Origin of the sequence: Bacillus sp. FSL K6-0993 (assembly GCF_037977205.1) — a bacterium.
Classification (GTDB): domain Bacteria; phylum Bacillota; class Bacilli; order Bacillales; family Bacillaceae; genus Bacillus; species Bacillus subtilis.
The window spans coordinates 2,808,901-2,831,420 of record NZ_CP150275.1 but is presented as its reverse complement, the minus strand read 5'-3'; the positions used below and the strand labels follow the sequence as shown (position 1 = coordinate 2,831,420).

The 22,520-nt window shown below is 44.3% G+C and carries 23 protein-coding genes and 1 other annotated feature; of the genes, 20 read left to right on the top strand and 3 right to left on the bottom strand.

The features are described 5' to 3' along the window. Nucleotides 1-141: 141 nt before the first annotated feature. The 8 genes from MHH79_RS14780 to thrS all read left to right on the top strand — a co-directional run bounded on the left by MHH79_RS14780 (nucleotide 142) and on the right by thrS (nucleotide 8,938). On the top strand, nucleotides 142-1,164 hold the full coding sequence (locus MHH79_RS14780) for a glyceraldehyde-3-phosphate dehydrogenase (protein ID WP_003229459.1): 1,023 nt from the start codon (nucleotides 142-144) through the stop codon (nucleotides 1,162-1,164). 238 nt (nucleotides 1,165-1,402) lie between these two features. Continuing rightward, the gene (gene speD / locus MHH79_RS14775; RefSeq protein ID WP_003223584.1) at nucleotides 1,403-1,783 is read left to right on the top strand and encodes an adenosylmethionine decarboxylase; all 381 of its coding nucleotides are present in this window, start codon (nucleotides 1,403-1,405) and stop codon (nucleotides 1,781-1,783) included. Nucleotides 1,784-2,056: 273 nt separating this feature from the next. Next, the gene (nrdR, locus tag MHH79_RS14770; RefSeq protein WP_003223586.1) at nucleotides 2,057-2,515 is read left to right on the top strand and encodes a transcriptional regulator NrdR; all 459 of its coding nucleotides are present in this window, start codon (nucleotides 2,057-2,059) and stop codon (nucleotides 2,513-2,515) included. A 114-nt stretch (nucleotides 2,516-2,629) separates the two neighbouring features. Beyond that, a complete protein-coding gene (dnaB, locus tag MHH79_RS14765) occupies nucleotides 2,630-4,048 on the top strand; it encodes a replication initiation membrane attachment protein DnaB (protein ID WP_015384339.1) in 1,419 nt (472 codons plus the stop codon). A gap of 27 nt (nucleotides 4,049-4,075) precedes the next feature. Continuing rightward, nucleotides 4,076-5,011 carry a primosomal protein DnaI gene (gene dnaI / locus MHH79_RS14760; protein ID WP_014480531.1) on the top strand — a complete coding sequence of 312 codons (936 nt, stop codon included), beginning with the start codon at nucleotides 4,076-4,078 and terminating at the stop codon, nucleotides 5,009-5,011. A 33-nt stretch (nucleotides 5,012-5,044) separates the two neighbouring features. After that, complete coding sequence (locus MHH79_RS14755; RefSeq protein ID WP_015384338.1) at nucleotides 5,045-5,686, top strand: TVP38/TMEM64 family protein; 642 nt, start codon at nucleotides 5,045-5,047, stop codon at nucleotides 5,684-5,686. A 78-nt stretch (nucleotides 5,687-5,764) separates the two neighbouring features. After that, nucleotides 5,765-6,610, top strand: coding sequence for a putative sporulation protein YtxC (gene ytxC / locus MHH79_RS14750; protein WP_340034686.1), 846 nt, complete (start codon nucleotides 5,765-5,767; stop codon nucleotides 6,608-6,610). 396 nt (nucleotides 6,611-7,006) lie between these two features. Beyond that, nucleotides 7,007-8,938, top strand: a complete 1,932-nt coding sequence (gene thrS, locus MHH79_RS14745; RefSeq protein WP_014480529.1) for a threonine--tRNA ligase — start codon at nucleotides 7,007-7,009, stop codon at nucleotides 8,936-8,938. A 38-nt stretch (nucleotides 8,939-8,976) separates the two neighbouring features. Here thrS and MHH79_RS14740 read toward each other — a convergent pair whose 3' ends face one another. Beyond that, nucleotides 8,977-9,759 (bottom strand): HAD family hydrolase, encoded by a 783-nt coding sequence (locus MHH79_RS14740; RefSeq protein ID WP_015251491.1) that lies wholly within the window; start codon nucleotides 9,757-9,759, stop codon nucleotides 8,977-8,979. Nucleotides 9,760-9,925: 166 nt separating this feature from the next. Here MHH79_RS14740 and lytS point away from each other — a divergent pair, with 166 nt between their 5' ends. The 4 genes from lytS to lrgB all read left to right on the top strand — a co-directional run bounded on the left by lytS (nucleotide 9,926) and on the right by lrgB (nucleotide 13,701). Then, nucleotides 9,926-11,707: a two-component system sensor histidine kinase LytS gene (gene lytS, locus MHH79_RS14735; protein ID WP_015384334.1), complete on the top strand. Its 1,782-nt coding sequence runs from the start codon at nucleotides 9,926-9,928 to the stop codon at nucleotides 11,705-11,707. Continuing rightward, a complete protein-coding gene (gene lytT / locus MHH79_RS14730; protein ID WP_015251493.1) occupies nucleotides 11,685-12,410 on the top strand; it encodes a two-component system response regulator LytT in 726 nt (241 codons plus the stop codon). Before lytS ends, lytT begins: the two co-directional genes overlap by 23 nt. 133 nt (nucleotides 12,411-12,543) lie before the next feature. Continuing rightward, complete coding sequence (gene lrgA, locus MHH79_RS14725; RefSeq protein ID WP_014477620.1) at nucleotides 12,544-12,984, top strand: antiholin-like murein hydrolase modulator LrgA; 441 nt, start codon at nucleotides 12,544-12,546, stop codon at nucleotides 12,982-12,984. A gap of 21 nt (nucleotides 12,985-13,005) precedes the next feature. Continuing rightward, the gene (gene lrgB, locus MHH79_RS14720; protein WP_003229482.1) at nucleotides 13,006-13,701 is read left to right on the top strand and encodes an antiholin-like protein LrgB; all 696 of its coding nucleotides are present in this window, start codon (nucleotides 13,006-13,008) and stop codon (nucleotides 13,699-13,701) included. 31 nt (nucleotides 13,702-13,732) lie between these two features. Here the strand turns inward: lrgB and MHH79_RS14715 are convergent, their stop codons facing one another. Next, on the bottom strand, nucleotides 13,733-14,395 hold the full coding sequence (locus MHH79_RS14715; RefSeq protein ID WP_309530170.1) for a hypothetical protein: 663 nt from the start codon (nucleotides 14,393-14,395) through the stop codon (nucleotides 13,733-13,735). Nucleotides 14,396-14,652: 257 nt separating this feature from the next. Then, nucleotides 14,653-14,783: a sequence feature (ribosomal protein L20 leader region), on the top strand. A 58-nt stretch (nucleotides 14,784-14,841) separates the two neighbouring features. Between MHH79_RS14715 and infC the strand changes: the two genes are divergently transcribed. From infC to MHH79_RS14695, 4 genes are read left to right on the top strand one after another with little or no spacing between them, the layout of a single operon-like run. Continuing rightward, nucleotides 14,842-15,363 carry a translation initiation factor IF-3 gene (infC, locus tag MHH79_RS14710; RefSeq protein WP_010886591.1) on the top strand — a complete coding sequence of 174 codons (522 nt, stop codon included), beginning with the start codon at nucleotides 14,842-14,844 and terminating at the stop codon, nucleotides 15,361-15,363. A gap of 12 nt (nucleotides 15,364-15,375) precedes the next feature. Then, on the top strand, nucleotides 15,376-15,576 hold the full coding sequence (gene rpmI / locus MHH79_RS14705; RefSeq protein WP_003222418.1) for a 50S ribosomal protein L35: 201 nt from the start codon (nucleotides 15,376-15,378) through the stop codon (nucleotides 15,574-15,576). A 31-nt stretch (nucleotides 15,577-15,607) separates the two neighbouring features. Further along, on the top strand, nucleotides 15,608-15,967 hold the full coding sequence (gene rplT, locus MHH79_RS14700; RefSeq protein WP_003222420.1) for a 50S ribosomal protein L20: 360 nt from the start codon (nucleotides 15,608-15,610) through the stop codon (nucleotides 15,965-15,967). A 56-nt stretch (nucleotides 15,968-16,023) separates the two neighbouring features. Further along, a complete protein-coding gene (locus tag MHH79_RS14695) occupies nucleotides 16,024-16,293 on the top strand; it encodes a DUF1294 domain-containing protein (protein ID WP_003229490.1) in 270 nt (89 codons plus the stop codon). 15 nt (nucleotides 16,294-16,308) lie between these two features. On the opposite strand, the gene ysdB is transcribed toward MHH79_RS14695, so the two are convergent. Then, nucleotides 16,309-16,701, bottom strand: coding sequence for a sigma W pathway protein YsdB (gene ysdB / locus MHH79_RS14690; protein WP_003229493.1), 393 nt, complete (start codon nucleotides 16,699-16,701; stop codon nucleotides 16,309-16,311). 183 nt (nucleotides 16,702-16,884) lie between these two features. Between ysdB and MHH79_RS14685 the strand changes: the two genes are divergently transcribed. From MHH79_RS14685 to araB, 4 genes are all read left to right on the top strand, one after another. Continuing rightward, nucleotides 16,885-17,970, top strand: coding sequence for a M42 family metallopeptidase (locus MHH79_RS14685; protein ID WP_063335818.1), 1,086 nt, complete (start codon nucleotides 16,885-16,887; stop codon nucleotides 17,968-17,970). Nucleotides 17,971-18,169: 199 nt separating this feature from the next. After that, nucleotides 18,170-19,141 carry an arabinan endo-1,5-alpha-L-arabinosidase AbnA gene (gene abnA, locus MHH79_RS14680; RefSeq protein ID WP_015384330.1) on the top strand — a complete coding sequence of 324 codons (972 nt, stop codon included), beginning with the start codon at nucleotides 18,170-18,172 and terminating at the stop codon, nucleotides 19,139-19,141. A 177-nt stretch (nucleotides 19,142-19,318) separates the two neighbouring features. After that, nucleotides 19,319-20,809 carry an L-arabinose isomerase gene (gene araA, locus MHH79_RS14675; protein WP_309530171.1) on the top strand — a complete coding sequence of 497 codons (1,491 nt, stop codon included), beginning with the start codon at nucleotides 19,319-19,321 and terminating at the stop codon, nucleotides 20,807-20,809. Between the two features lie 13 nt (nucleotides 20,810-20,822). Continuing rightward, nucleotides 20,823-22,505 carry a ribulokinase gene (araB, locus tag MHH79_RS14670; protein ID WP_309530172.1) on the top strand — a complete coding sequence of 561 codons (1,683 nt, stop codon included), beginning with the start codon at nucleotides 20,823-20,825 and terminating at the stop codon, nucleotides 22,503-22,505. Nucleotides 22,506-22,520 lie beyond the last annotated feature (15 nt).

Sequence of the window (22,520 nt, the reverse complement as noted above, 5' to 3'; positions counted from 1 at the left end):
AAGAAAACATAAGATGCATCATAAATTAGCGTTATAATCGTTGATTTTTATCAATATGTACTGGCGAATTTGTTTTAATGTGTTATACTAATTTTAGATAGTAACAAATTAGGATGGCATAATTGATAAGGGGTGTCCAACATGAAGGTAAAAGTAGCGATCAACGGGTTTGGAAGAATCGGAAGAATGGTTTTTAGAAAAGCGATGTTAGACGATCAAATTCAAGTAGTGGCCATTAACGCCAGCTATTCCGCAGAAACGCTGGCTCATTTAATAAAGTATGACACAATTCACGGCAGATACGATAAAGAGGTTGTGGCTGGTGAAGACAGCCTGATCGTAAATGGAAAGAAAGTGCTTTTGTTAAACAGCCGTGATCCAAAACAGCTGCCTTGGCGGGAATATGATATTGACATAGTCGTCGAAGCAACAGGGAAGTTTAATGCTAAAGATAAAGCGATGGGCCATATAGAAGCAGGCGCAAAAAAAGTGATTTTGACCGCTCCGGGAAAAAATGAAGACGTTACCATTGTGATGGGCGTAAATGAGGACCAATTCGACGCAGAGCGCCATGTCATTATTTCAAATGCGTCATGCACGACAAATTGCCTTGCGCCTGTTGTAAAAGTGCTGGATGAAGAGTTTGGCATTGAGAGCGGTCTGATGACTACAGTTCATGCGTATACGAATGACCAAAAAAATATTGATAACCCGCACAAAGATTTGCGCCGGGCGCGGGCTTGCGGTGAATCCATCATTCCGACGACAACAGGAGCGGCAAAGGCGCTTTCGCTTGTGCTGCCGCATCTGAAAGGAAAACTTCACGGCCTCGCCTTGCGTGTCCCTGTTCCGAACGTCTCATTGGTTGATCTCGTTGTTGATCTGAAAACGGATGTTACGGCTGAAGAAGTAAACGAGGCATTTAAACGCGCTGCCAAAACGTCGATGTACGGTGTACTTGATTACTCAGATGAACCGCTCGTTTCGACTGATTATAATACGAATCCGCATTCAGCGGTCATTGACGGGCTTACAACAATGGTAATGGAAGACAGGAAAGTAAAGGTGCTGGCGTGGTATGACAACGAATGGGGCTACTCCTGCAGAGTTGTTGATCTGATCCGCCATGTAGCGGCACGAATGAAACATCCGTCTGCTGTATAAAATAAGGTCATGGACACATTTTAAAGAAAAAACCCTTAACAACATATTTCTGAAAAAACGCACCTTGCAAATTAGACTTAAACACAGTATACTATTTTTCGTGAACTTCTTGCTTGAGACTGTTTCGGAATTACTTAAAGGGTTAGGACCTCTCCGGACTAACTTTCCCCCGTGGTAAATGGCCGACCCAGTTGTTGGAATTTCACTTTTTAATTCTTGTTAAGGGGGGTCCATGACTATGGAAACAATGGGGCGTCACGTTATCTCCGAGCTATGGGGATGCGATTTTGATAAGCTGAATGACATGGATTTTATTGAAAAAACGTTTGTAAATGCTGCTCTAAAATCAGGTGCTGAGGTGCGCGAGGTTGCATTTCACAAATTTGCACCGCAAGGCGTAAGCGGAGTTGTGATTATTTCTGAATCACACTTAACGATTCACAGTTTTCCTGAGCACGGATATGCGAGCATTGATGTTTATACTTGTGGAGACTTAGATCCTAATGTCGCTGCTGATTACATTGCAGAGGCATTACATGCTGATACAAGAGAAAACATTGAAATACCAAGAGGAATGGGGCCTGTGCAGATTAAACAGGCGCAAGCGAAAGTACTATAAAGTAAATTGCGAACACAAAGGGAGCTGAAGCTAGAAAGCCATTATGCGCTTTTTAGCTTATGCTCCTTTTATTTTTATAAAGAAACGAGAGTGTCAGCTTTTTCTTTTTTCATTTTTTTTGTAAAATAAGAAGGAGATTTTCACAAACCACCTAATGCTAAAGAAACAAATTTAACACCGGCTCTCCCGACAGATGCTGTCACATCTATTTTTAAAAGGCGGAGGCTGCCGAAAATACATTGCAGGGAACGATATAGTTGGGAGCTGATTTTATTGAAATGTCCTTCATGCCAGCATAACGGAACACGAGTCCTTGATTCACGGCCTGTGGATGACGGAAAGTCGATTCGCCGAAGACGCGAGTGCGAATCCTGCCACTACCGGTTTACGACCTTTGAGAAAGTGGAGGAAACCCCGCTCATCGTCGTGAAAAAAGAAGGTGTGCGTGAGGAATTCAGCAGAGAAAAAATGCTGCGCGGTCTCATAAAAGCATGTGAAAAAAGGCCTGTTTCACTCAAAACGCTTGAAGACATGTGCTTTGATATTGAAAAAGAGCTTCGCAATCAAGGCTGCTCCGAGGTGAAGAGTGAGCTCGTCGGAGAAATGGTCATGGACCGGCTGGCTAAGATTGACGAAGTCGCATATGTGCGGTTCGCGTCCGTCTATCGGCAGTTTAAAGATATAAACGTCTTTATCGATGAATTAAAAGACTTAATAAAGAAAGAGCGTTAAAAGAGCTAAGAGGATTCTTCTAGCTCTTTTCTCATGTGCAAAATTGGCATTTGATAGATATAAGAAACGGTGTAAAATGAAAGGTAGAAACAAATTCGGAAGGTTTGAGAATGTATGGCTGACTATTGGAAAGATGTACTGCCTGTAGACCCGTATGTGGTTAAAAGCAGATCGATGCTGCAGGATATCGACAGACAAATTATTACACAACTGTACCAGCCCTTAATCGGCCCTGTTGCATTCTCTCTTTATATGACATTGTGGGGAGAGCTTGAACAAAACCGTCTGTGGGGCGGAGAGTCCACACATAGACAGCTGATGGGGATGACACAGTCCAACTTAAAAACGATCCATCAGGAACAGGGGAAGCTCGAGGGCATCGGATTGCTGAAAGTATATATGAAAGAATCCGAGCGGCAGGAGCGCCTCTTTATATATGAACTCCTTCCGCCGCTCAGACCAAATGAATTTTTTGAAGACGGAATGCTGAATGTTTTTCTGTATAATAGAGTCGGAAAAACGAAATATCAGCAATTAAAACAATTTTTTACGCACCCGGCCATTACAGAAGATGCGAAGGACATTACGCGGCCGTTTAATCACGCGTTTGAATCGCTGCAGCCGAGTGAATGGAAGCTCACATCCGATATGGAGGAAACGGTAAGGCTTGCCGAGGGGTCCGAGTATACTTCTGTCGGACAGTCTCCGTCCTACACCATAACGGAGGATGTGTTTGATTTTGATTTGTTTTTAGCGGGACTTTCTGAGACGATGATACCGAGAAAAGCGATGACCCAGCAGGTGCGTGACACAATCAAAAAGCTTTCTTATCTGTACGGAATTGACCCTTTGCAAATGCAAAATGTTGTGATGAGCGCAATTGATGAGCGTGACGTCATTACGACGGAGGCATTAAGAAAAGCGGCGAGCGACTGGTATCAAATTGAAAGAAACGGACAGCTGCCTGATTTGGTGGAAAAAACACAGCCGGTGCATCTGCGTGAAGGCGAAAAACCGGCAGAAGAGGATTCTCTAGATGGGAAGCTGATCGCATTGCTGGAGGCGATTTCTCCGAAGAAGCTTCTGCAGGACATTGCTGACGGAACAGAGCCGTCAAAAGCTGATCTGAAGATCATAGAAGAAATTATGTTCGAACAGAAGCTCGAGCCAGGCGTCACAAATGTGTTAATTTATTATGTCATGCTGAAAACCGACATGAAGCTGTCGAAAAACTATATTCAAAAAATCGCTTCGCATTGGGCACGCAAAAAGGTAAAAACGGTCAGGGAAGCGATGAAGCTCGCAATAGAAGAAAACCGCCAGTATCTTGAATGGGCTGAAGGAAAAACAAAGTCTTCGAAACGAAACCAAAAAGTGATTCGTGAAGAAAAGCTTCCTGATTGGATGACAGAAAAGGAAACAGCGTCTGATTCAGAATCCGGACAGCAGAAGCTGCATCCGCAGGATTTGGAAGAACAGAAGAAAAAGATGATGGAAGAAATGCAAAAACTGAAAAAATACTCTGCCTATTAAAGACAGAGATGCGGGGTGAAGGAATAGATGGAACCAATCGGCCGTTCCCTGCAGGGCGTAACCGGCAGGCCGGATTTCCAAAAACGTCTTGAACAAATGAAGGAAAAAGTCATGAAAGATCAAGATGTTCAAGCATTTTTAAAGGAAAACGAAGAAGTGATTGACCAAAAAATGATCGAAAAGAGTTTAAATAAGCTTTATGAATATATCGAACAAAGCAAGAATTGCTCCTATTGTTCGGAAGATGAAAACTGCAACAATTTGTTGGAGGGCTACCATCCGAAGCTTGTTGTCAATGGGCGGTCTATTGATATCGAGTATTATGAATGTCCAGTCAAACGGAAGCTCGACCAGCAGAAGAAACAAAAGTCTCTTATGAAAAGCATGTATATCCAGCAGGATCTTCTCGGAGCGACGTTCCAGCAAGTTGATATCAGTGACCCGAGCAGGCTCGCAATGTTTCAGCATGTTACAGACTTCCTGAAAAGCTATAATGAGACGGGAAAAGGGAAAGGATTATATTTATACGGGAAATTCGGGGTAGGAAAAACGTTTATGCTCGCTGCGATTGCCAATGAGCTGGCGGAAAAAGAGTATTCCTCCATGATTGTCTATGTGCCTGAATTTGTGAGAGAGCTTAAGAATTCGCTGCAAGACCAGACATTGGAAGAGAAGCTCAATATGGTAAAGACCACACCCGTATTGATGCTTGATGACATCGGAGCAGAATCAATGACAAGCTGGGTAAGGGATGAAGTCATCGGAACGGTGCTTCAGCACAGAATGTCCCAGCAGCTGCCTACTTTCTTTTCTTCTAATTTCTCACCTGACGAGCTGAAGCATCATTTTACGTATTCGCAAAGGGGGGAAAAGGAAGAAGTAAAAGCGGCAAGATTAATGGAGCGGATATTATATTTGGCTGCTCCGATCCGCCTTGACGGAGAAAACCGCCGCCATCCGTAACTGCTGCGGTTCAAAGGGGAAGGAACTGAGGGTATGAATCGAAAAACCGCTTTTAAATGGCTGGCAGTGCTGGCAGGTGCAGGTTTAATCTTTTGGGGAAATAAAATATATTTGAATGTATCGCCGAAAGAGATCAGGGTATGGGTATTGTCGTTCGGAGTCTTTGCACCTCTGATGTTTATCGGGATATCCATCGTCAGGCCACTTGTTTTATTTCCGGTGTCTGTTATATCAATAGCTGGCGGACTTGCGTTTGGCCCGCTTCTCGGCACGTTTTATACGTTATTCGGTTCGATGTGCGCTTCAGCTGTTTCGTTTTTTGCGGCAGGTTTGTTTGCGGCGAAAAAGAACGGGCATTACGAAAGGCTTGAAGCCATACAGAAGCAAATGGAGGATAACGGATTTTTCTATATCTTTCTTTTGAGAATCCTCCCGATCAATTTTGATTTCGTCAGCTATGCGGCAGGCCTTTCCAATGTCAAAGCGCTGCCGTATTTTGCGGCGACGGCTGTAGGAATCATCCCTGGGACCATTGCGCTGAATGTTCTGGGAGCAAGCTTTTTGACTGGCAATTTGCCAGCTTTCTTTCTTGTCCTCGCTCTATATATCGTGTTTATCTCGCTGCCATTTATCTTCAGAAAGAAAATGCAAAACTTGTTTCAGGAATCAAATTAAGATTTGCCAATGACCTTTACGTCTATTTTAAAAACATCCCCCATATACTTGTAACAGATGCCGTAAGGGGGGACAAACATGCTTGAAATAATCTTTGAAGATGACCATGATGCAGCCGCTTTTTTACATCTCATTCAGCATTCGGACGATCGGAACAATATCATTGTCCGTGAAGGCATACGAAAAATCGGGATTGAAAAAGCGAATCCGGCTTTTCCTATTCAGCGTTTTATGGAGCCGATTCTGGTCAAATTTTTTTTGGAATGCAAAGAAGACGAGCATATGCTGTCATTGATTGAGGAAACGTATTGTTTCACGGACCAGGATGAACAGCAGCAAATCCTTCAGCTCGCACACAGTATTATTGAAGGTGAAGCAGACGACCTTCCGTTTGAGCCGCTGAAGCTTTCACGGAAACAATCTATTTTGGATGAACTCCAAACGATCTGTTTAGAGGAAGGAGTATTTTACATTCGCTCCTTTCAGACCTTCCGACTTGGATCATACTATAAGCAGCTGAGAGATATTACAGAAGCAGCGATTGATGAATATAAGATGGAACAGGAATATCAAAACTTTATTCAAACACTCAGAGACTATGTAAATGCCAAACAGCCGCGAATCAAAAAAGTGCATATTGTCCATGATGGTTCCTTTACATTATGGGAGCTGCGCTATGTGCCGGAACGGGAAAAAATGAAATACATAGACAGGAGATTTGTCCGGGATCATCCTATGTATATTGATTCTCAATTGCTCGCGCCGCTGATTTCCATTGCGCCTGATGAAGTCGTGCTTTATACCGACCAGCCCGAGCACATGATGGCAAGGACCATTCAAAACGTATTTCAAGAGAGAGTGGAAATGCTCCCGCTGCACGCTTTTTCAGATGCAGAAATACCGGTGAAGCACTCGGAAGGATGAGGGCCGGCAGCCTGTCTATATAAGGCTGTCGGTTTAAAAAAAGGAAACGCGATCGTGTTGATTTTTTGGATTGAACAATTTATAATACATAGGAGATTAAGAAAGACACACGTATTGATAAGGACACGAAGGAATGATACCGGCTCAAAGAGAGGGAAGCCCTGGCTGCAAGCTTCCCAGCTAAGGACCATTCTCTTTACCGCCTTTGAACTTCAGCTGTGAACCTCTTGAAAAGGAACAGTAATGGCTGACGGGAACTCCCGTTACAGAGCTTAGAGCCGCAGGTGCCGTGTATTGGCTTTGCGGAAAAAAGGGTGGAACCACGATTCCGTTTATTCAACCTCGTCCCTTTCATAGGGGGCGGGGTTTTTATATGCAAAAAAAGGAGTGACAAAGATGTCAGATATGGTAAAAATCACATTTCCTGATGGAGCAGTCAAGGAGTTTGCGAAAGGAACAACAACAGAAGATATCGCGGCATCCATCAGTCCGGGATTAAAGAAAAAATCATTAGCCGGAAAACTGAACGGAAAAGAAATCGATTTGAGAACGCCGATCAATGAAGACGGTACAGTGGAAATCATTACAGAAGGCTCAGAAGAAGGTCTTCAAATTATGCGCCACAGTACGGCTCACTTGCTGGCTCAAGCGATTAAACGCATCTACAAGGATGTTAAATTCGGCGTCGGTCCGGTTATCGAAAACGGTTTTTACTACGATGTAGAAATGGACGAAGCGATTACACCGGAGGATCTGCCGAAAATCGAGAAAGAAATGAAAAAAATCGTTAATGCGAACCTTCCGATCGTTCGAAAAGAAGTCAGCCGTGAAGAAGCGAAAGCCCGTTTTGCGGAAATCGGCGACGACCTGAAGCTTGAACTATTGGATGCGATTCCTGAAGGAGAAACCGTTTCGATCTATGAGCAAGGCGAATTCTTTGACCTGTGCCGCGGCGTCCATGTTCCTTCAACCGGAAAAATCAAAGAATTTAAGCTGTTAAGCCTTGCTGGCGCATACTGGCGCGGTGACAGCAAAAACCAAATGCTTCAGCGCGTATATGGTACAGCTTTCTTCAAAAAAGCTGATCTTGAAGAGCATCTTCGTATGCTAGAAGAAGCGAAAGAACGCGACCACAGAAAGCTCGGCAAAGAATTAAAGCTGTTTGCGAACTCTCAAAAAGTCGGACAAGGCCTGCCGCTTTGGCTGCCAAAAGGCGCGACAATCCGCCGCGTCATCGAGCGTTACATTGTCGATAAAGAAATCAGCCTCGGCTATGAGCACGTATACACACCTGTGCTTGGCAGCAAAGAGCTGTATGAAACATCAGGGCATTGGGACCATTATCAGGAAGGCATGTTCCCTCCGATGGAAATGGACAATGAAACACTTGTATTGCGTCCGATGAACTGTCCGCACCATATGATGATTTACAAACAAGACATTCACAGTTATCGCGAGCTTCCGATTCGAATTGCGGAGCTTGGAACGATGCACCGCTATGAAATGTCAGGTGCGCTGTCAGGACTTCAACGGGTACGTGGAATGACGTTAAATGATGCACACATCTTTGTGCGCCCGGATCAAATTAAGGATGAGTTTATCCGTACAGTCCGTTTAATCCAGGATGTATATGAAGACTTCGGTTTAAGTGATTACACATTCCGTCTGTCTTATCGCGATCCGGAAGATACAGAGAAATATTTTGATGATGATGAAATGTGGAACAAAGCGCAATCCATGCTGAAAGAGGCAATGGACGAAATCGGCCACGACTATTACGAAGCAGAAGGTGAAGCGGCATTCTACGGCCCTAAACTTGATGTTCAGGTGAAAACTGCGATCGGAAAAGAAGAAACACTGTCTACGGTTCAGCTTGATTTCTTATTGCCGGAACGTTTCGACCTGACATACATCGGTGAGGACGGCAAGCAGCACCGTCCGGTTGTCATTCACAGAGGTGTCGTTTCAACAATGGAACGCTTTGTTGCCTTCTTAATCGAAGAACACAAAGGCGCGCTGCCGACATGGCTTGCGCCGGTTCAGTTCCAAGTCATCCCGGTTTCTCCGGCTGTGCATTTAGACTACGCGAAAAAAGTGCAGGAACGCCTGCAGCGTGAAGGCCTGCGTGTTGAAGTCGACAGCCGCGATGAAAAAATCGGCTACAAAATCCGTGAAGCGCAAATGCAAAAAATCCCGTACATGCTGGTGGTCGGTGACCAAGAAGCAGAAAACGGAGCGGTAAACGTGCGTAAATACGGAGAACAGAACTCTGAAACCATTTCACTTGATGAGTTTGTGAAAAAGGCAGTAGCTGAAGCGAAAAAATAAAATAAAAAGCATGATCTCATTGAAGAGATCATGCTTTTTTATTTCTCTAATATAGGAAACAAATCATGAAGGCTGCTGATGATGTAATCAGGCGTTACGTCAGTTTCGTTTTTCTTATCTGTCCGGTTGATCCAAACGGTTTTGATTCCGGCTCTTGAAGCGCCTAAAATATCAGTATTCAAATTATCGCCGACCATGATGGCATCGTCTTTTTCAATATTCATCAGCTTAAGGCAGTGTTCAAAAATTGAAACATCCGGCTTGCCCTTGCCGAATGCGCCCGAGATGACGATTTCATTGAAGTAAGGAGCGAGCTCAGGTACGCCGGCAAGCTTCTCCTTTTGCAGACTCGGATCGCCATTTGTCAAAAGCAATAATTCATACTTGCCTTTTAATTGATCGAGTACAGCAAAAGTTTCATCATATACAAACGGGCGTTTTCTGCGCTCTGCTGCAAAAAACTCTCCCAAGTATTCGCCATATGCAGGATCATCGATCCCAAGCGCTTTCAGTCCGTTTGTCCATGCATTTCTTCTGTACTCCGGCACAATCTTGTTCAGCTTTTGAAAGCCTTCACTGATTGGCTCTGAGAAATTGGACCACAATCCTTCAAACGGGTTAATGCCGATCATCACTGTATATGGATACGTCTCATATGACATGTACAATTCTCTCGCCGCTTCGCGAACAGCTGCTTCGAATTCCTCAGGGGCAAGGCCATATTTTTTCTCCGCCTGTAAGCAAGTTTCTGCAAATGTTGTTCTGACGCTTTTCTCGTCCCAAAGTAGTGTATCATCTAAATCAAAAAATACGGCTTTCATGATCTTCTCCTCTGCTTCAGATTCAAATCTTTCTGCCAAAAGGCTCATGTTTTATTTTACAATAGATAAAAGCCTTATGAAATATGTTTTCAGACGATTTTAAAAAAACAGTCAGCCGTAAAACGAAAACATGCTAGAATGAAAACGGAAAGAACAGGTGACATGAATGATTCATTTAATGATTATGATGCTGGAGAGAGTGGGGATTATTGTTATATTAGGGTTCATTCTCGCCCATACGAAACTTTTCAGACAAGCTCTTCAGAATCAGGACGGCTATAAAGGAAAAGCGATTTTAATTTCTATTTTTTCTCTTTTCAGCATCATCAGCAATTATACAGGCATCGAAATTCAAAGAAATATGATTGTAAACAATGACTGGGTGTTTACGATAGATCCATCGGGCTCTATCGCGAATACCCGTATTTTGGGCGTGGAAATTGGGGGCCTTCTCGGAGGTCCGTTTGTAGGGGCTGGGATCGGCATACTGGCGGGCCTGCATCGTTTTTCACTCGGTGGCAGCACGGCCTTAAGCTGTGCCGTATCATCTATTTTAGCGGGTGTTCTTGCAGGCTTGATCGGCAGGTATTTTACGAAGCGATATCGAATGCCGACACCGCGCATCGCCGCTCTTGTGGGAATCGGCATGGAGTCACTGCAAATGATCATTATTTTGCTGATGGCAAAGCCGTTCAGTGACGCTTGGGAGCTTGTCAGCATGATCGGAATTCCGATGATACTCATCAATGGAACAGGCAGTTTTATTTTTCTGTCTATTATTCAAGCGATCATTCGCAAGGAAGAACAGGCAAGGGCTCTCGAAACGCATCGAGTGCTGACAATTGCTGATCAGACACTTCCATTTTTTCGCCAAGGATTAAATGAAAACTCCTGTAAAAGTGTAGCGGCTATTATCCATAAGCTGACAGGAACAGATGCGGTGTCTCTCACTGACAAAGAAAAGATCCTTGCGCATGTCGGTGCGGGAATGGATCACCACATCCCATCGAAAAGTTTGATCACCGGCCTGTCCAAAAAGGTGATTAAAACAGGGCATATTATGAAGGCGATTTCGCAGGAAGAAATTGAATGCACGCATGCTGAATGCCCTTTGCACGCTGCAATTGTCCTGCCGCTGACATCGAACGGCAATACAATCGGCACCTTAAAAATGTACTTTAAAAGCCCGGCAGGCCTGAGTCAGGTAGAGGAGGAACTTGCCGAGGGGCTGGCCATGCTGTTTTCGACACAGCTTGAGCTTGGGGAAGCAGAGCTGCAAAGCAAACTTCTCAAGGATGCTGAAATTAAAGCGCTTCAAGCACAGGTGAATCCGCATTTTTTATTTAATGCGATCAACACGATTTCTGCGCTATGCCGTACAGATGTTGAAAAAACCCGTAAGCTCCTATTGCAGCTCAGTGTTTATTTTCGTTCAAACCTTCAAGGAGCGAGACAGCTGCTGATTCCGCTCTCAAAGGAGCTGAACCATCTTAACGCCTATTTGTCATTAGAACAGGCGCGTTTTCCCGGGAAATATAAAATTGAGCTTAATATCGACAGCAGACTGGAGCAGATTGATATCCCTCCGTTTGTTTTGCAGGTGCTTGTCGAGAACGCGCTTCGGCACGCGTTTCCGAAAAAACAAGACATATGCAAGGTTACAGTCTGTGTCTTATCTGATGATGCATCCGTCTATATGAAGGTGGCGGATAACGGACGCGGAATTCCGCCGGACGTCTTGTCGGAACTGGGAAAGAAACCGTTTCCGTCTAAGGAGGGAACCGGTACAGCGCTTTATAACCTAAATCAGCGGCTGATCGGTTTATTCGGACAGCAGGCTGCACTGCATATCAGCAGTGAGGTTCATAAAGGGACAGAGGTTTCCTTTCAAGTGCCAATGCAACAGATGAAAGAGGGAGAAGAACATGCTCAGGGTGTTAATAGTTGATGATGAGATGCTGGCAAGAGATGAACTGGCTTACTTGCTTAAGCGGACCAATGAGGAAATGGAAATCAATGAAGCGGAAAATATCGAATCCGCTTTTGACCAAATGATGGATCAAAAACCTGATTTGCTGTTTTTAGATGTTGATTTATCCGGAGAAAACGGTTTTGATATCGCAAAGCGATTGAAAAAAATGAAGCATCCTCCTGCTGTTGTGTTTGCGACAGCGTATGACCAGTATGCGCTCAAAGCGTTTGAGGTGGACGCTCTTGATTATTTAACCAAGCCTTTCGATGAAGAAAGAATTCAGCAAACGCTGAAAAAATATAAAAAAGTCAATCGGGATATTGTAGAAACAGAGCAAAACAGCCATGCTGGCCAGCACAAGCTCGCGCTATCTGTGGGGGAATCGATTGTGATTGTGGATACGAAGGACATTATCTATGCCGGAACAGAAGATGGTCATGTCAATGTAAAAACCTTCGATCATTCTTATACGGTCAGCGATACACTCGTTGTGATTGAGAAAAAGCTGCCGGATTCTGATTTTATCCGCGTCCATCGGAGCTTTGTCGTGAATACCGAATATATTAAAGAAATTCAGCCATGGTTTAATTCAACGTATAATCTGATCATGAAAGACGGATCGAAAATACCGGTCAGCCGGACATATGCGAAGGAATTGAAAAAGCTGCTCCATATTTGATGGGCGGCTTTTTGCATTTCAGCCATTTGATTCTGCAACTCAGACCCGCTATTCGGCAAGTTATCTTGTAAGCGCTTTATAACAGGGAATTCTTATTTATAATGAGGGTACCAAAGAGAAAGAGGTGAAGAAAATGAGTGCTAAAAAAGTGTACGGGTTTTTAACACAAGCATTTATTTTTGCCGTCATTATGCTGGTTTCGAATATGATTGCCGCTATTGTCCCAATACCTATCCCGGCATCGGTTGTAGGGTTGGTCTTATTATTTCTCCTATTATGTTTGAAAGTCATTAAACTGGAACAAGTGGAAACGCTCGGAACGTCTTTAACCTCTCTGATCGGATTTTTATTTGTTCCGTCAGGTATATCTGTTATGAATTCGCTTGGTGTGATGCAGCAATACGGCCTGCAAATTGTTCTTGTCATTCTGCTCGCAACGATTATTTTGCTGGGGGCTACGGGATTGTTTTCTCAGCTGATTCTTTCGCTGAGCGGAAAACGCAAAACCGCAGCGGACATGAAAACAAAAACAGTGCAAAGCCCGCAGAACAATAACGAACTCGTTCACCATTAAGGGAAACAGGAGGTTCTTCACATGGAAAGCACAATGAGTCCTTATTTTGGGATTGTCGTATCACTTGCTGCATTCGGCATCGGCACCTTTTTATTTAAGAAAACGAAAGGCTTCTTCCTTTTCACTCCTTTGTTTGTTGCCATGGTGCTGGGGATCGCATTTTTAAAAATCGGCGGTTTTTCCTACGCGGATTATAATAACGGGGGAGAGATCATTAAGTTTTTCCTTGAACCGGCAACGATCGCATTTGCAATTCCTTTGTACAAACAAAGAGATAAGCTTAAAAAATACTGGTGGCAAATCATGGCCTCCATTATTGCCGGCTCTATCTGCTCTGTCACGATTGTTTATCTGCTCGCTAAAGGCATTCATCTCGATTCGGCCGTAATGAAAAGCATGCTTCCGCAGGCGGCTACAACGGCAATTGCGCTTCCTTTATCAAAAGGCATCGGGGGCATCAGCGACATCACAGCCTTTGCGGTCATCTTTAACGCTGTCATCGTATATGCGCTCGGAGCATTGTTCTTGAAGGTGTTTAAAGTGAAAAATCCGATTTCTAAAGGATTGGCTCTTGGAACATCCGGACATGCACTTGGTGTAGCGGTCGGGATTGAGATGGGAGAAGTTGAAGCTGCGATGGCAAGTATTGCTGTTGTCGTAGTAGGAGTGGTAACGGTTCTGGTCATCCCTGTGTTCGTGCAGCTGATCGGAGGATAAGCCAAGGCTGAATGCCTTGGCTTTTTTTATTTTATGGTGCGTCTTCGGGATCGATATACCCTTGTTTAATGCCCCATTCTACTTGATCGTCATGCCACTTTTTTCGTTCTTCATAACCATAACCATCGTCATCAGGAAGCTCTGAAGCTGGCTGTTGAATGGTTTTATCTGTCTGACTCGAGGAAGATGGTGGATTTTTACTATTAGATGAGGGTGCCTCGGTCTGCTGCCGTTGTGCCTGTGATTGCCGCTTTTTCTCAGCGTTCGCTTTCTGCTCTTTTTTGATTGCTGCCTGCCGCTGTCTTTCAAGTTCAGCTTGTCTTTTTGCTTCCGCTAATCGCTGATTCTCTGCCGCCTGCTGCTCTGCTAATCGCTGTCTCTCCGCTTTTTCCTCCTGCTGTTTCTTTCGTTTCGCCTCCCGCTCTTTTTCAAGCTTTTTCTCTGCGGCGATTTGTCTTTGCTTTTCAGCTTCTTCTTTTGCCTTCCGCTTTCCTAACTCAGTAGCAAGTGGACTTTCGAACTTCATGTCCAATGAAACGGGTTTTAATTTTTTTAGCTCTTTCTCCAGCTCCTTTTGAGGAAATGCTGCAGTTGTCTTAACAGTTTCGACTTTTGATTCGGAAGATGTGCTGCTATTCGAGCAACCGGTTAATATCAATGTGAAAAATAAAGCAAGCTGTATCAGTTTGTTCATGTGTCAGGCTCCCTTCTGCTTCTTATATCGGTCAGAGATTAACTTTGTTTTACATTTCTTCCTGTCGGTGGTTTTGTTGTAAATTGCGAAATAAGGGGGGAATGGTTGGTTCTTTGCATTCTGGGTGGGGATGAAAGATTTTCTTTTTCTCTCTTGCGCTCATAGAAAACCCATGTTACAATGTAAAAGTTGTTCCGGATAAGTCGTCCTTGACTAAAGATCCGGTATTGTGTAGAATAGTTATTGAATTGAATATAAATCACAAGCAGAAGCACCCGCTTCTCACCTGATTGACACATGCATGTAGTTGGCAGGTTGACCGTACATTTTTATTGATACAGATGTTCGTAGTGTGGGTGTTTTATAATGCCCACACTTTTTGTTTGCCTGCAAAATGCATTCAAAATGAGTTGTGAATCAATTCGAAGAAACTATGGAGGTGGCTCATTATTAGCAAAGATCAATTGGTTAATGAGGGTATCCGTGCACGTGAGGTCCGTTTAATCGGACAAAATGGCGACCAGCTTGGAATCAAGTCCCGTCAGGAAGCACTTGAAATCGCCGGCCGCGCAAATCTTGACCTTGTGTTAGTTGCAGCGAATGCAAAACCGCCTGTCTGCCGAATCATGGACTACGGTAAGTTCCGATTTGAGCAGCAGAAAAAGGAAAAAGAAGCACGCAAGAATCAAAAAATCATTAACTTAAAAGAAGTTCGGTTAAGTCCGACAATCGATGAGCATGACTTTAACACGAAATTGCGCAATGCGATTAAATTCCTTGAAAAAGGCGATAAAGTGAAAGCTTCTATCCGCTTTAAAGGACGCGCAATCACTCATAAAGAAATCGGTCAGCGTGTATTAGACCGTTTCTCCGAAGCATGTGCTGAGGTTGCGACAGTCGAAACAAAACCAAAAATGGACGGCCGCAGCATGTTCTTAATGCTCGCACCGAAAAACGAAAAGCAATAAGGAGGAAATCCCATGCCAAAAATGAAAACTCACCGCGGATCTGCTAAACGTTTTAAAAAGACAGGTTCTGGGAAGTTAAAACGTTCTCACGCGTACACAAGTCACTTATTCGCCAACAAATCTCAAAAGCAAAAGCGTAAGCTTCGCAAGAGTGCTGTTGTAAGCGCAGGAGACTTCAAACGTATCAAACAAATGCTTGCTAACATCAAGTAATCGGATAAGGAACAATTAGGAGGGAAATTCAATGCCAAGAGTAAAAGGCGGAACTGTTACACGTAAGCGTCGTAAAAAGGTTCTTAAATTAGCAAAAGGTTATTTCGGTTCAAAACATACATTATACAAAGTAGCTAACCAGCAGGTCATGAAATCTGGAAACTATGCTTTCCGTGACCGTCGTCAGAAAAAACGTGATTTCCGTAAACTTTGGATCACTCGTATCAACGCAGCTGCTCGCATGAACGGCCTTTCTTACAGCCGTTTAATGCACGGTCTTAAGCTTTCTGGTATCGAAGTAAACCGTAAAATGCTTGCTGATCTTGCTGTAAACGATCTTACTGCATTCAATCAGCTTGCTGATGCTGCTAAAGCTCAATTAAACAAGTAATCATATAGAGCCGCTCTCCAGCAGAGCGGCTTTTTCTATATAAAGGATGAGGCAACATGATTATTGCAGCTTATTTGGTGTTGATTAATCTGTGCGGTTTTTGGGTGATGGGCATTGACAAACGCAAAGCGCAGCAGCACAAGTGGAGAATTTCTGAAGACCGGCTGTGGCTGATAGCCATCGTGTTTGGAGCGCTCGGTGTCTGGCTTGGCATGCAAACCTTCAGACATAAAACGAAACACGCTTCTTTTAAGTATGGAGTACCGCTTCTTCTGGTAATTGAAGCGATTCTCATCGCTATTTACTATAGCCCGTTTGATTTATAAAAAGCAGAAAAGCGTTTAACGCTCTTCTGCTTTTTTTGCGAGTTTAATGGGCTGGTCCCAGTCAATCTTACAATTTGGATATCGTTCCAGCACTTTTTCTTCAATGTTCTCAAAATCTTTTGCAGAGAAATGTTTCAGCTTCTCAGGAGATTCTGTCCAGACAAAGATCGTGTGAATAAACAGCGGATGATCCTTGGAAGGAATATGCTTTTCTCCCTCAAAAAGCACGCCTTTATACGTCAGCTGAAAATTCTTCCGGGTATTGTTTTGTTCATCAATAATATAAAAATGTTCTTTTGATTGGGCCAGCTTAAGCCTTCTCTTAGGATTCGCGACATATTTGACCACGGCATAAATACAATAAGCAAAAAGTGCAAGCAAAATAATCCTTAGAACCATGACAAACATTGTGTGAAGGCACCTCCCTTATTGTGATGATCTGATGTAATACGAAAAGCATAGAAAAAGGTTTCACTTTTTCTAAAAGAAAGCTGTAAAAACATATACCCGATTTTCAAGTGAAATAGTCGTATGGTTAGCGCCATGTTTTGTATAATAAGAATGCAGGACTGATGAAGGAGGGTTTGGAACATGGCAAAATTAGATGAAACATTGACCATGCTGAAAGATTTAACAGATGCAAAAGGCATACCGGGCAATGAAAGAGAAGTAAGGCAAGTGATGAAATCATACATAGAACCATTTGCTGATGAGGTGATAACAGATCGCCTGGGCAGTTTAATTGCCAAAAAAACTGGTGCAGAAAACGGCCCGAAAATTATGATCGCCGGACATTTGGATGAAGTCGGCTTTATGGTGACACAAATCACAGATAAAGGCTTTATCCGTTTTCAAACCGTTGGCGGCTGGTGGGCTCAGGTTATGCTTGCCCAGCGCGTCACCATTGTCACAAAAAAAGGAGAAATCACAGGGGTTATCGGATCTAAGCCGCCTCATATTTTGTCTCCTGAAGCAAGAAAAAAATCAGTGGAAATAAAAGACATGTTTATTGATATCGGAGCTTCAAGCCGGGAAGAAGCCTTGGAGTGGGGTGTACTTCCGGGAGATATGATCGTTCCGCATTTTGAATTTACGGTCATGAACAATGAAAAATTCCTACTCGCAAAGGCCTGGGACAACCGCATCGGCTGTGCGATTGCAATTGATGTGTTAAGAAACTTACAAAACACAGACCATCCAAATATAGTGTATGGCGTCGGAACCGTGCAGGAGGAAGTCGGCCTGAGGGGAGCGAAAACGGCTGCACACACCATTCAGCCTGATATTGCGTTTGGTGTTGATGTAGGGATAGCAGGAGACACGCCTGGCATTTCCGAGAAGGAAGCGCAGAGCAAAATGGGCAAAGGCCCGCAGATTATCGTTTACGATGCATCCATGGTCTCTCACAAAGGTTTGCGCGATGCAGTTGTAGCCACTGCGGAGGAAGCCGGCATTCCGTACCAATTTGATGCCATTGCCGGCGGCGGAACTGATTCGGGTGCCATCCATTTGACGGCAAATGGCGTTCCTGCGCTGTCCATTACTATTGCAACCCGCTACATTCATACGCACGCGGCCATGCTGCATCGTGATGATTATGAAAACGCGGTAAAGTTAATTACAGAAGTCATTAAGAAGTTAGACCGAAAAACGGTTGACGAAATTACGTACCAATAAAAAGATACGGAAGAATCCGCCTATTGAGGCGGATTCTATTTTTTTGTCTGTACAAATTACAGCATAGTGACTACAATAAAGAGGATACCGAAAATTTCCTGAACATGACGATATACGAGACGCAGCTCGATTTGACAGGAAGGGAGGATAAACAATCTAATTTGTAAGCGCTCTCTAAAATAAAGGAGGTTGAACAACATTGAAAAAGAAAAAAACATGGAAACGCTTCTTACACTTTTCGAGTGCCGCTCTGGCTGCAGGTTTGATATTCACTTCCGCTGCTCCTGCAGAGGCAGCATTTTGGGGTGCATCCAATGAGCTCCTTCATGATCCGACTATGATTAAAGAGGGGAGCTCATGGTATGCGCTCGGAACAGGGCTTACGGAAGAACGGGGACTGCGGGTGTTGAAGTCTTCAGACGCTAAAAATTGGACCGTACAAAAATCCATTTTTAGCACACCGCTATCGTGGTGGTCCAATTATGTGCCGAATTACGAGCCAAACCAATGGGCGCCGGACATCCAATACTATAACGGAAAGTACTGGCTGTATTATTCTGTTTCTACTTTTGGAAGCAATACATCTGCCATTGGCCTGGCATCTTCCACAAGCATTAGTTCGGGGAGCTGGAAGGACGAGGGCTTGGTGATTCGTTCGACAAGCTCAAATAATTATAACGCCATTGATCCGGAGCTGACATTCGACAAGGATGGCAACCCGTGGCTCGCGTTTGGCTCGTTTTGGACCGGCATTAAGCTGACCAAGCTTGATAAGAATACGATGAAGCCTACTGGCTCGCTCTATTCGATTGCAGCCAGACCGAATAATGGCGATGCCTTAGAAGCTCCTACTCTTACGTATCAAAATGGTTACTACTATTTAATGGTTTCATTTGATAAATGCTGTGCTGGAGTGAACAGTACGTACAAAATTGCTTACGGAAGATCTAAAAACATTACAGGCCCTTATCTTGATAAAAGCGGAAAAAGCATGCTCGAAGGCGGAGGCACCATTTTGGATTCGGGCAATGACCAATGGAAAGGACCTGGAGGCCAGGATATTGTAAATGGAAACATTCTTGTTCGCCATGCCTATGATGCCAATAACAACGGCATTCCGAAGCTTCTTATCAATGATTTGAATTGGAGCTCGGGCTGGCCGTCCTATTGAATCAAAAAGCCGGGGGGAGATCCCGGCTTTTTTTAAAAGAAAAGATTGACAGTATAATAGTCAATTACTATAATGAAATTGTTCGTACAAATATTTATTTATAGGTTTATTATCTATCATTAGTACGTATCTTTTATAATTGAAAGCGTTTTATTTTATGAGAAAGGGGCAGTTTACATGCTTCAGACAAAGGATTATGAATTCTGGTTTGTGACAGGAAGCCAGCACCTATACGGGGAAGAGACGCTGGAACTTGTAGATCAGCATGCTAAAAGCATTTGTGAGGGGCTCAGCGGGGTTTCTTCCAGATATAAAATCACTCATAAGCCCGTCGTCACTTCACCGGAAACCATCAGAGAGCTGTTAAGAGAAGCGGAGTACAGTGAGACATGCGCTGGCATCATTACATGGATGCACACATTTTCCCCTGCAAAAATGTGGATAGAAGGCCTTTCCTCTTATCAAAAACCGCTTATGCATTTGCATACCCAATATAATCGCGATATCCCGTGGGGTACGATTGACATGGATTTTATGAACAGCAACCAATCCGCGCATGGCGATCGAGAGTACGGTTACATCAACTCGAGAATGGGGCTTAGCCGAAAAGTCATTGCCGGCTATTGGGATGATGAAGAAGTGAAAAAAGAAATGTCCCAGTGGATGGATACGGCGGCTGCATTAAATGAAAGCAGACATATTAAGGTTGCCAGATTTGGAGATAACATGCGTCATGTCGCGGTAACGGACGGAGACAAGGTGGGAGCGCATATTCAATTTGGCTGGCAGGTTGACGGATATGGCATCGGGGATCTTGTTGAAGTGATGGATCGCATTACGGACGACGAGGTTGACACGCTTTATGCGGAGTATGACAGACTATATGTGATCAGTGAGGAAACAAAACGTGACGAAGCAAAGGTAGCGTCCATTAAAGAACAGGCGAAAATTGAACTTGGCTTAACCGCTTTTCTTGAGCAAGGCGGATACACAGCGTTTACGACATCGTTTGAAGTGCTGCACGGAATGAAACAGCTGCCGGGACTTGCCGTTCAGCGCCTGATGGAGAAAGGCTACGGGTTTGCCGGTGAAGGAGATTGGAAGACAGCGGCCCTTGTACGGATGATGAAAATCATGGCTAAAGGAAAAAGAACTTCCTTCATGGAAGATTACACGTACCATTTTGAACCGGGAAATGAAATGATTCTGGGCTCTCACATGCTTGAAGTGTGTCCGACTGTCGCTTTGGATCAGCCGAAAATCGAGGTTCATCCGCTTTCGATTGGCGGCAAAGAAGACCCTGCGCGTTTTGTATTTAACGGCATCAGCGGTTCTGCCATTCAAGCTAGCATTGTTGATATTGGCGGGCGTTTCCGCCTTGTGCTGAATGAAGTCAACGGCCAGGGAATTGAAAAAGACATGCCGAATTTACCGGTTGCCCGTGTTCTCTGGAAGCCGGAGCCGTCATTGAAAACAGCAGCGGAGGCATGGATTTTAGCCGGCGGTGCACACCATACCTGCCTGTCTTATGAACTGACAGCGGAGCAAATGCTTGATTGGGCGGAAATGGCGGGGATCGAAAGTGTTTTCATTTCCCGTGATACGACAATTCATAAACTGAAACACGAGTTAAAATGGAACGAGGCGCTTTACCGGCTTCAAAAGTAGAGGGGGATGTCACATGGCTTACACAATAGGGGTTGATTTTGGAACTTTATCAGGAAGAGCGGTGCTCGTTCATGTCCAAACAGGGGAGGAACTTGCGGCTGCTGTAAAAGAATACAGGCATGCTGTCATTGATACCGTCCTTCCAAAAACGGGTCAAAAGCTGCCGCGTGACTGGGCGCTGCAGCACCCTGCTGATTACCTCGAAGTTTTGGAAACAACCATTCCGTCTTTACTCGAACAGACGGGCGTTGAACCGAAAGACATTATCGGGATTGGAATTGATTTCACGGCATGTACGATCCTTCCTATTGACAGCAGCGGGCAGCCGTTATGCATGCTGCCTGAATATGAAGAGGAGCCGCACAGCTATGTGAAGCTCTGGAAGCATCATGCGGCCCAAAAACATGCTGATCGGCTCAATCAAATCGCGGAAGAAGAAGGAGAGGCTTTTTTACAGCGGTACGGAGGAAAAATTTCATCAGAATGGATGATTCCAAAGGTCATGCAAATTGCCGAGGAAGCGCCTCATATTTATGAAGCGGCCGACCGGATCATCGAGGCTGCGGACTGGATCGTGTACCAGCTGTGCGGCTCGCTCAAGCGAAGCAATTGTACCGCAGGGTATAAAGCGATGTGGAGTGAAAAAGCGGGGTATCCGTCAGATGATTTCTTTGAGAAATTAAATCCTTCAATGAAAACGATTACAAATGACAAATTGTCAGGTTCTATTCATTCAGTAGGAGAAAAAGCCGGCAGTCTGACTGAAAAAATGGCAAAACTGACAGGGCTTCTCCCGGGAACGGCTGTTGCGGTTGCCAATGTGGACGCTCATGTTTCCGTACCGGCGGTCGGCATTACAGAGCCAGGGAAAATGCTGATGATTATGGGAACCTCAACGTGCCATGTTCTTCTTGGTGAAGAGGTGCATATCGTTCCAGGTATGTGCGGCGTTGTGGACAACGGAATTCTCCCGGGCTATGCGGGATATGAAGCCGGGCAGTCCTGTGTCGGCGATCATTTTGACTGGTTTGTGAAAACATGTGTCCCGCCAGCTTATCAAGAGGAAGCAAAGGAAAAAAACATTGGCGTTCATGAGCTGCTGAGTGAGAAAGCAAACCATCAAGCGCCAGGTGAAAGCGGCCTGCTTGCTTTAGATTGGTGGAATGGAAACCGTTCAACTCTTGTTGATGCAGATTTAACAGGGATGCTGCTTGGCATGACACTGCTGACGAAGCCTGAAGAGATTTATAGAGCGTTAGTTGAAGCGACAGCTTACGGAACCCGGATGATTATCGAAACATTCAAAGAAAGCGGTGTTCCGATTGAGGAACTATACGCAGCCGGCGGAATAGCTGAGAAAAACCCGTTTGTCATGCAGATTTATGCGGATGTGACAAACATGGACATTAAAATCTCTGGTTCACCGCAAGCCCCAGCCTTAGGATCTGCCATTTTCGGCGCGCTTGCAGCAGGCAAAGAAAAAGGCGGCTACGATGACATCAAAGAGGCAGCGGCGAACATGGGAAAACTGAAAGATATAACTTATTCGCCAAATGCCGAAAAAGCCGCGGTTTATGAAAAATTGTACGCTGAATATAAAGAGCTGGTTCATTATTTCGGAAAAGAAAACCATGTCATGAAGCGTCTGAAAACGATCAAAAATCTTCAATTTTCATCTGCCGCCAAAAAGAATTGATAAAGGGTGATGGAG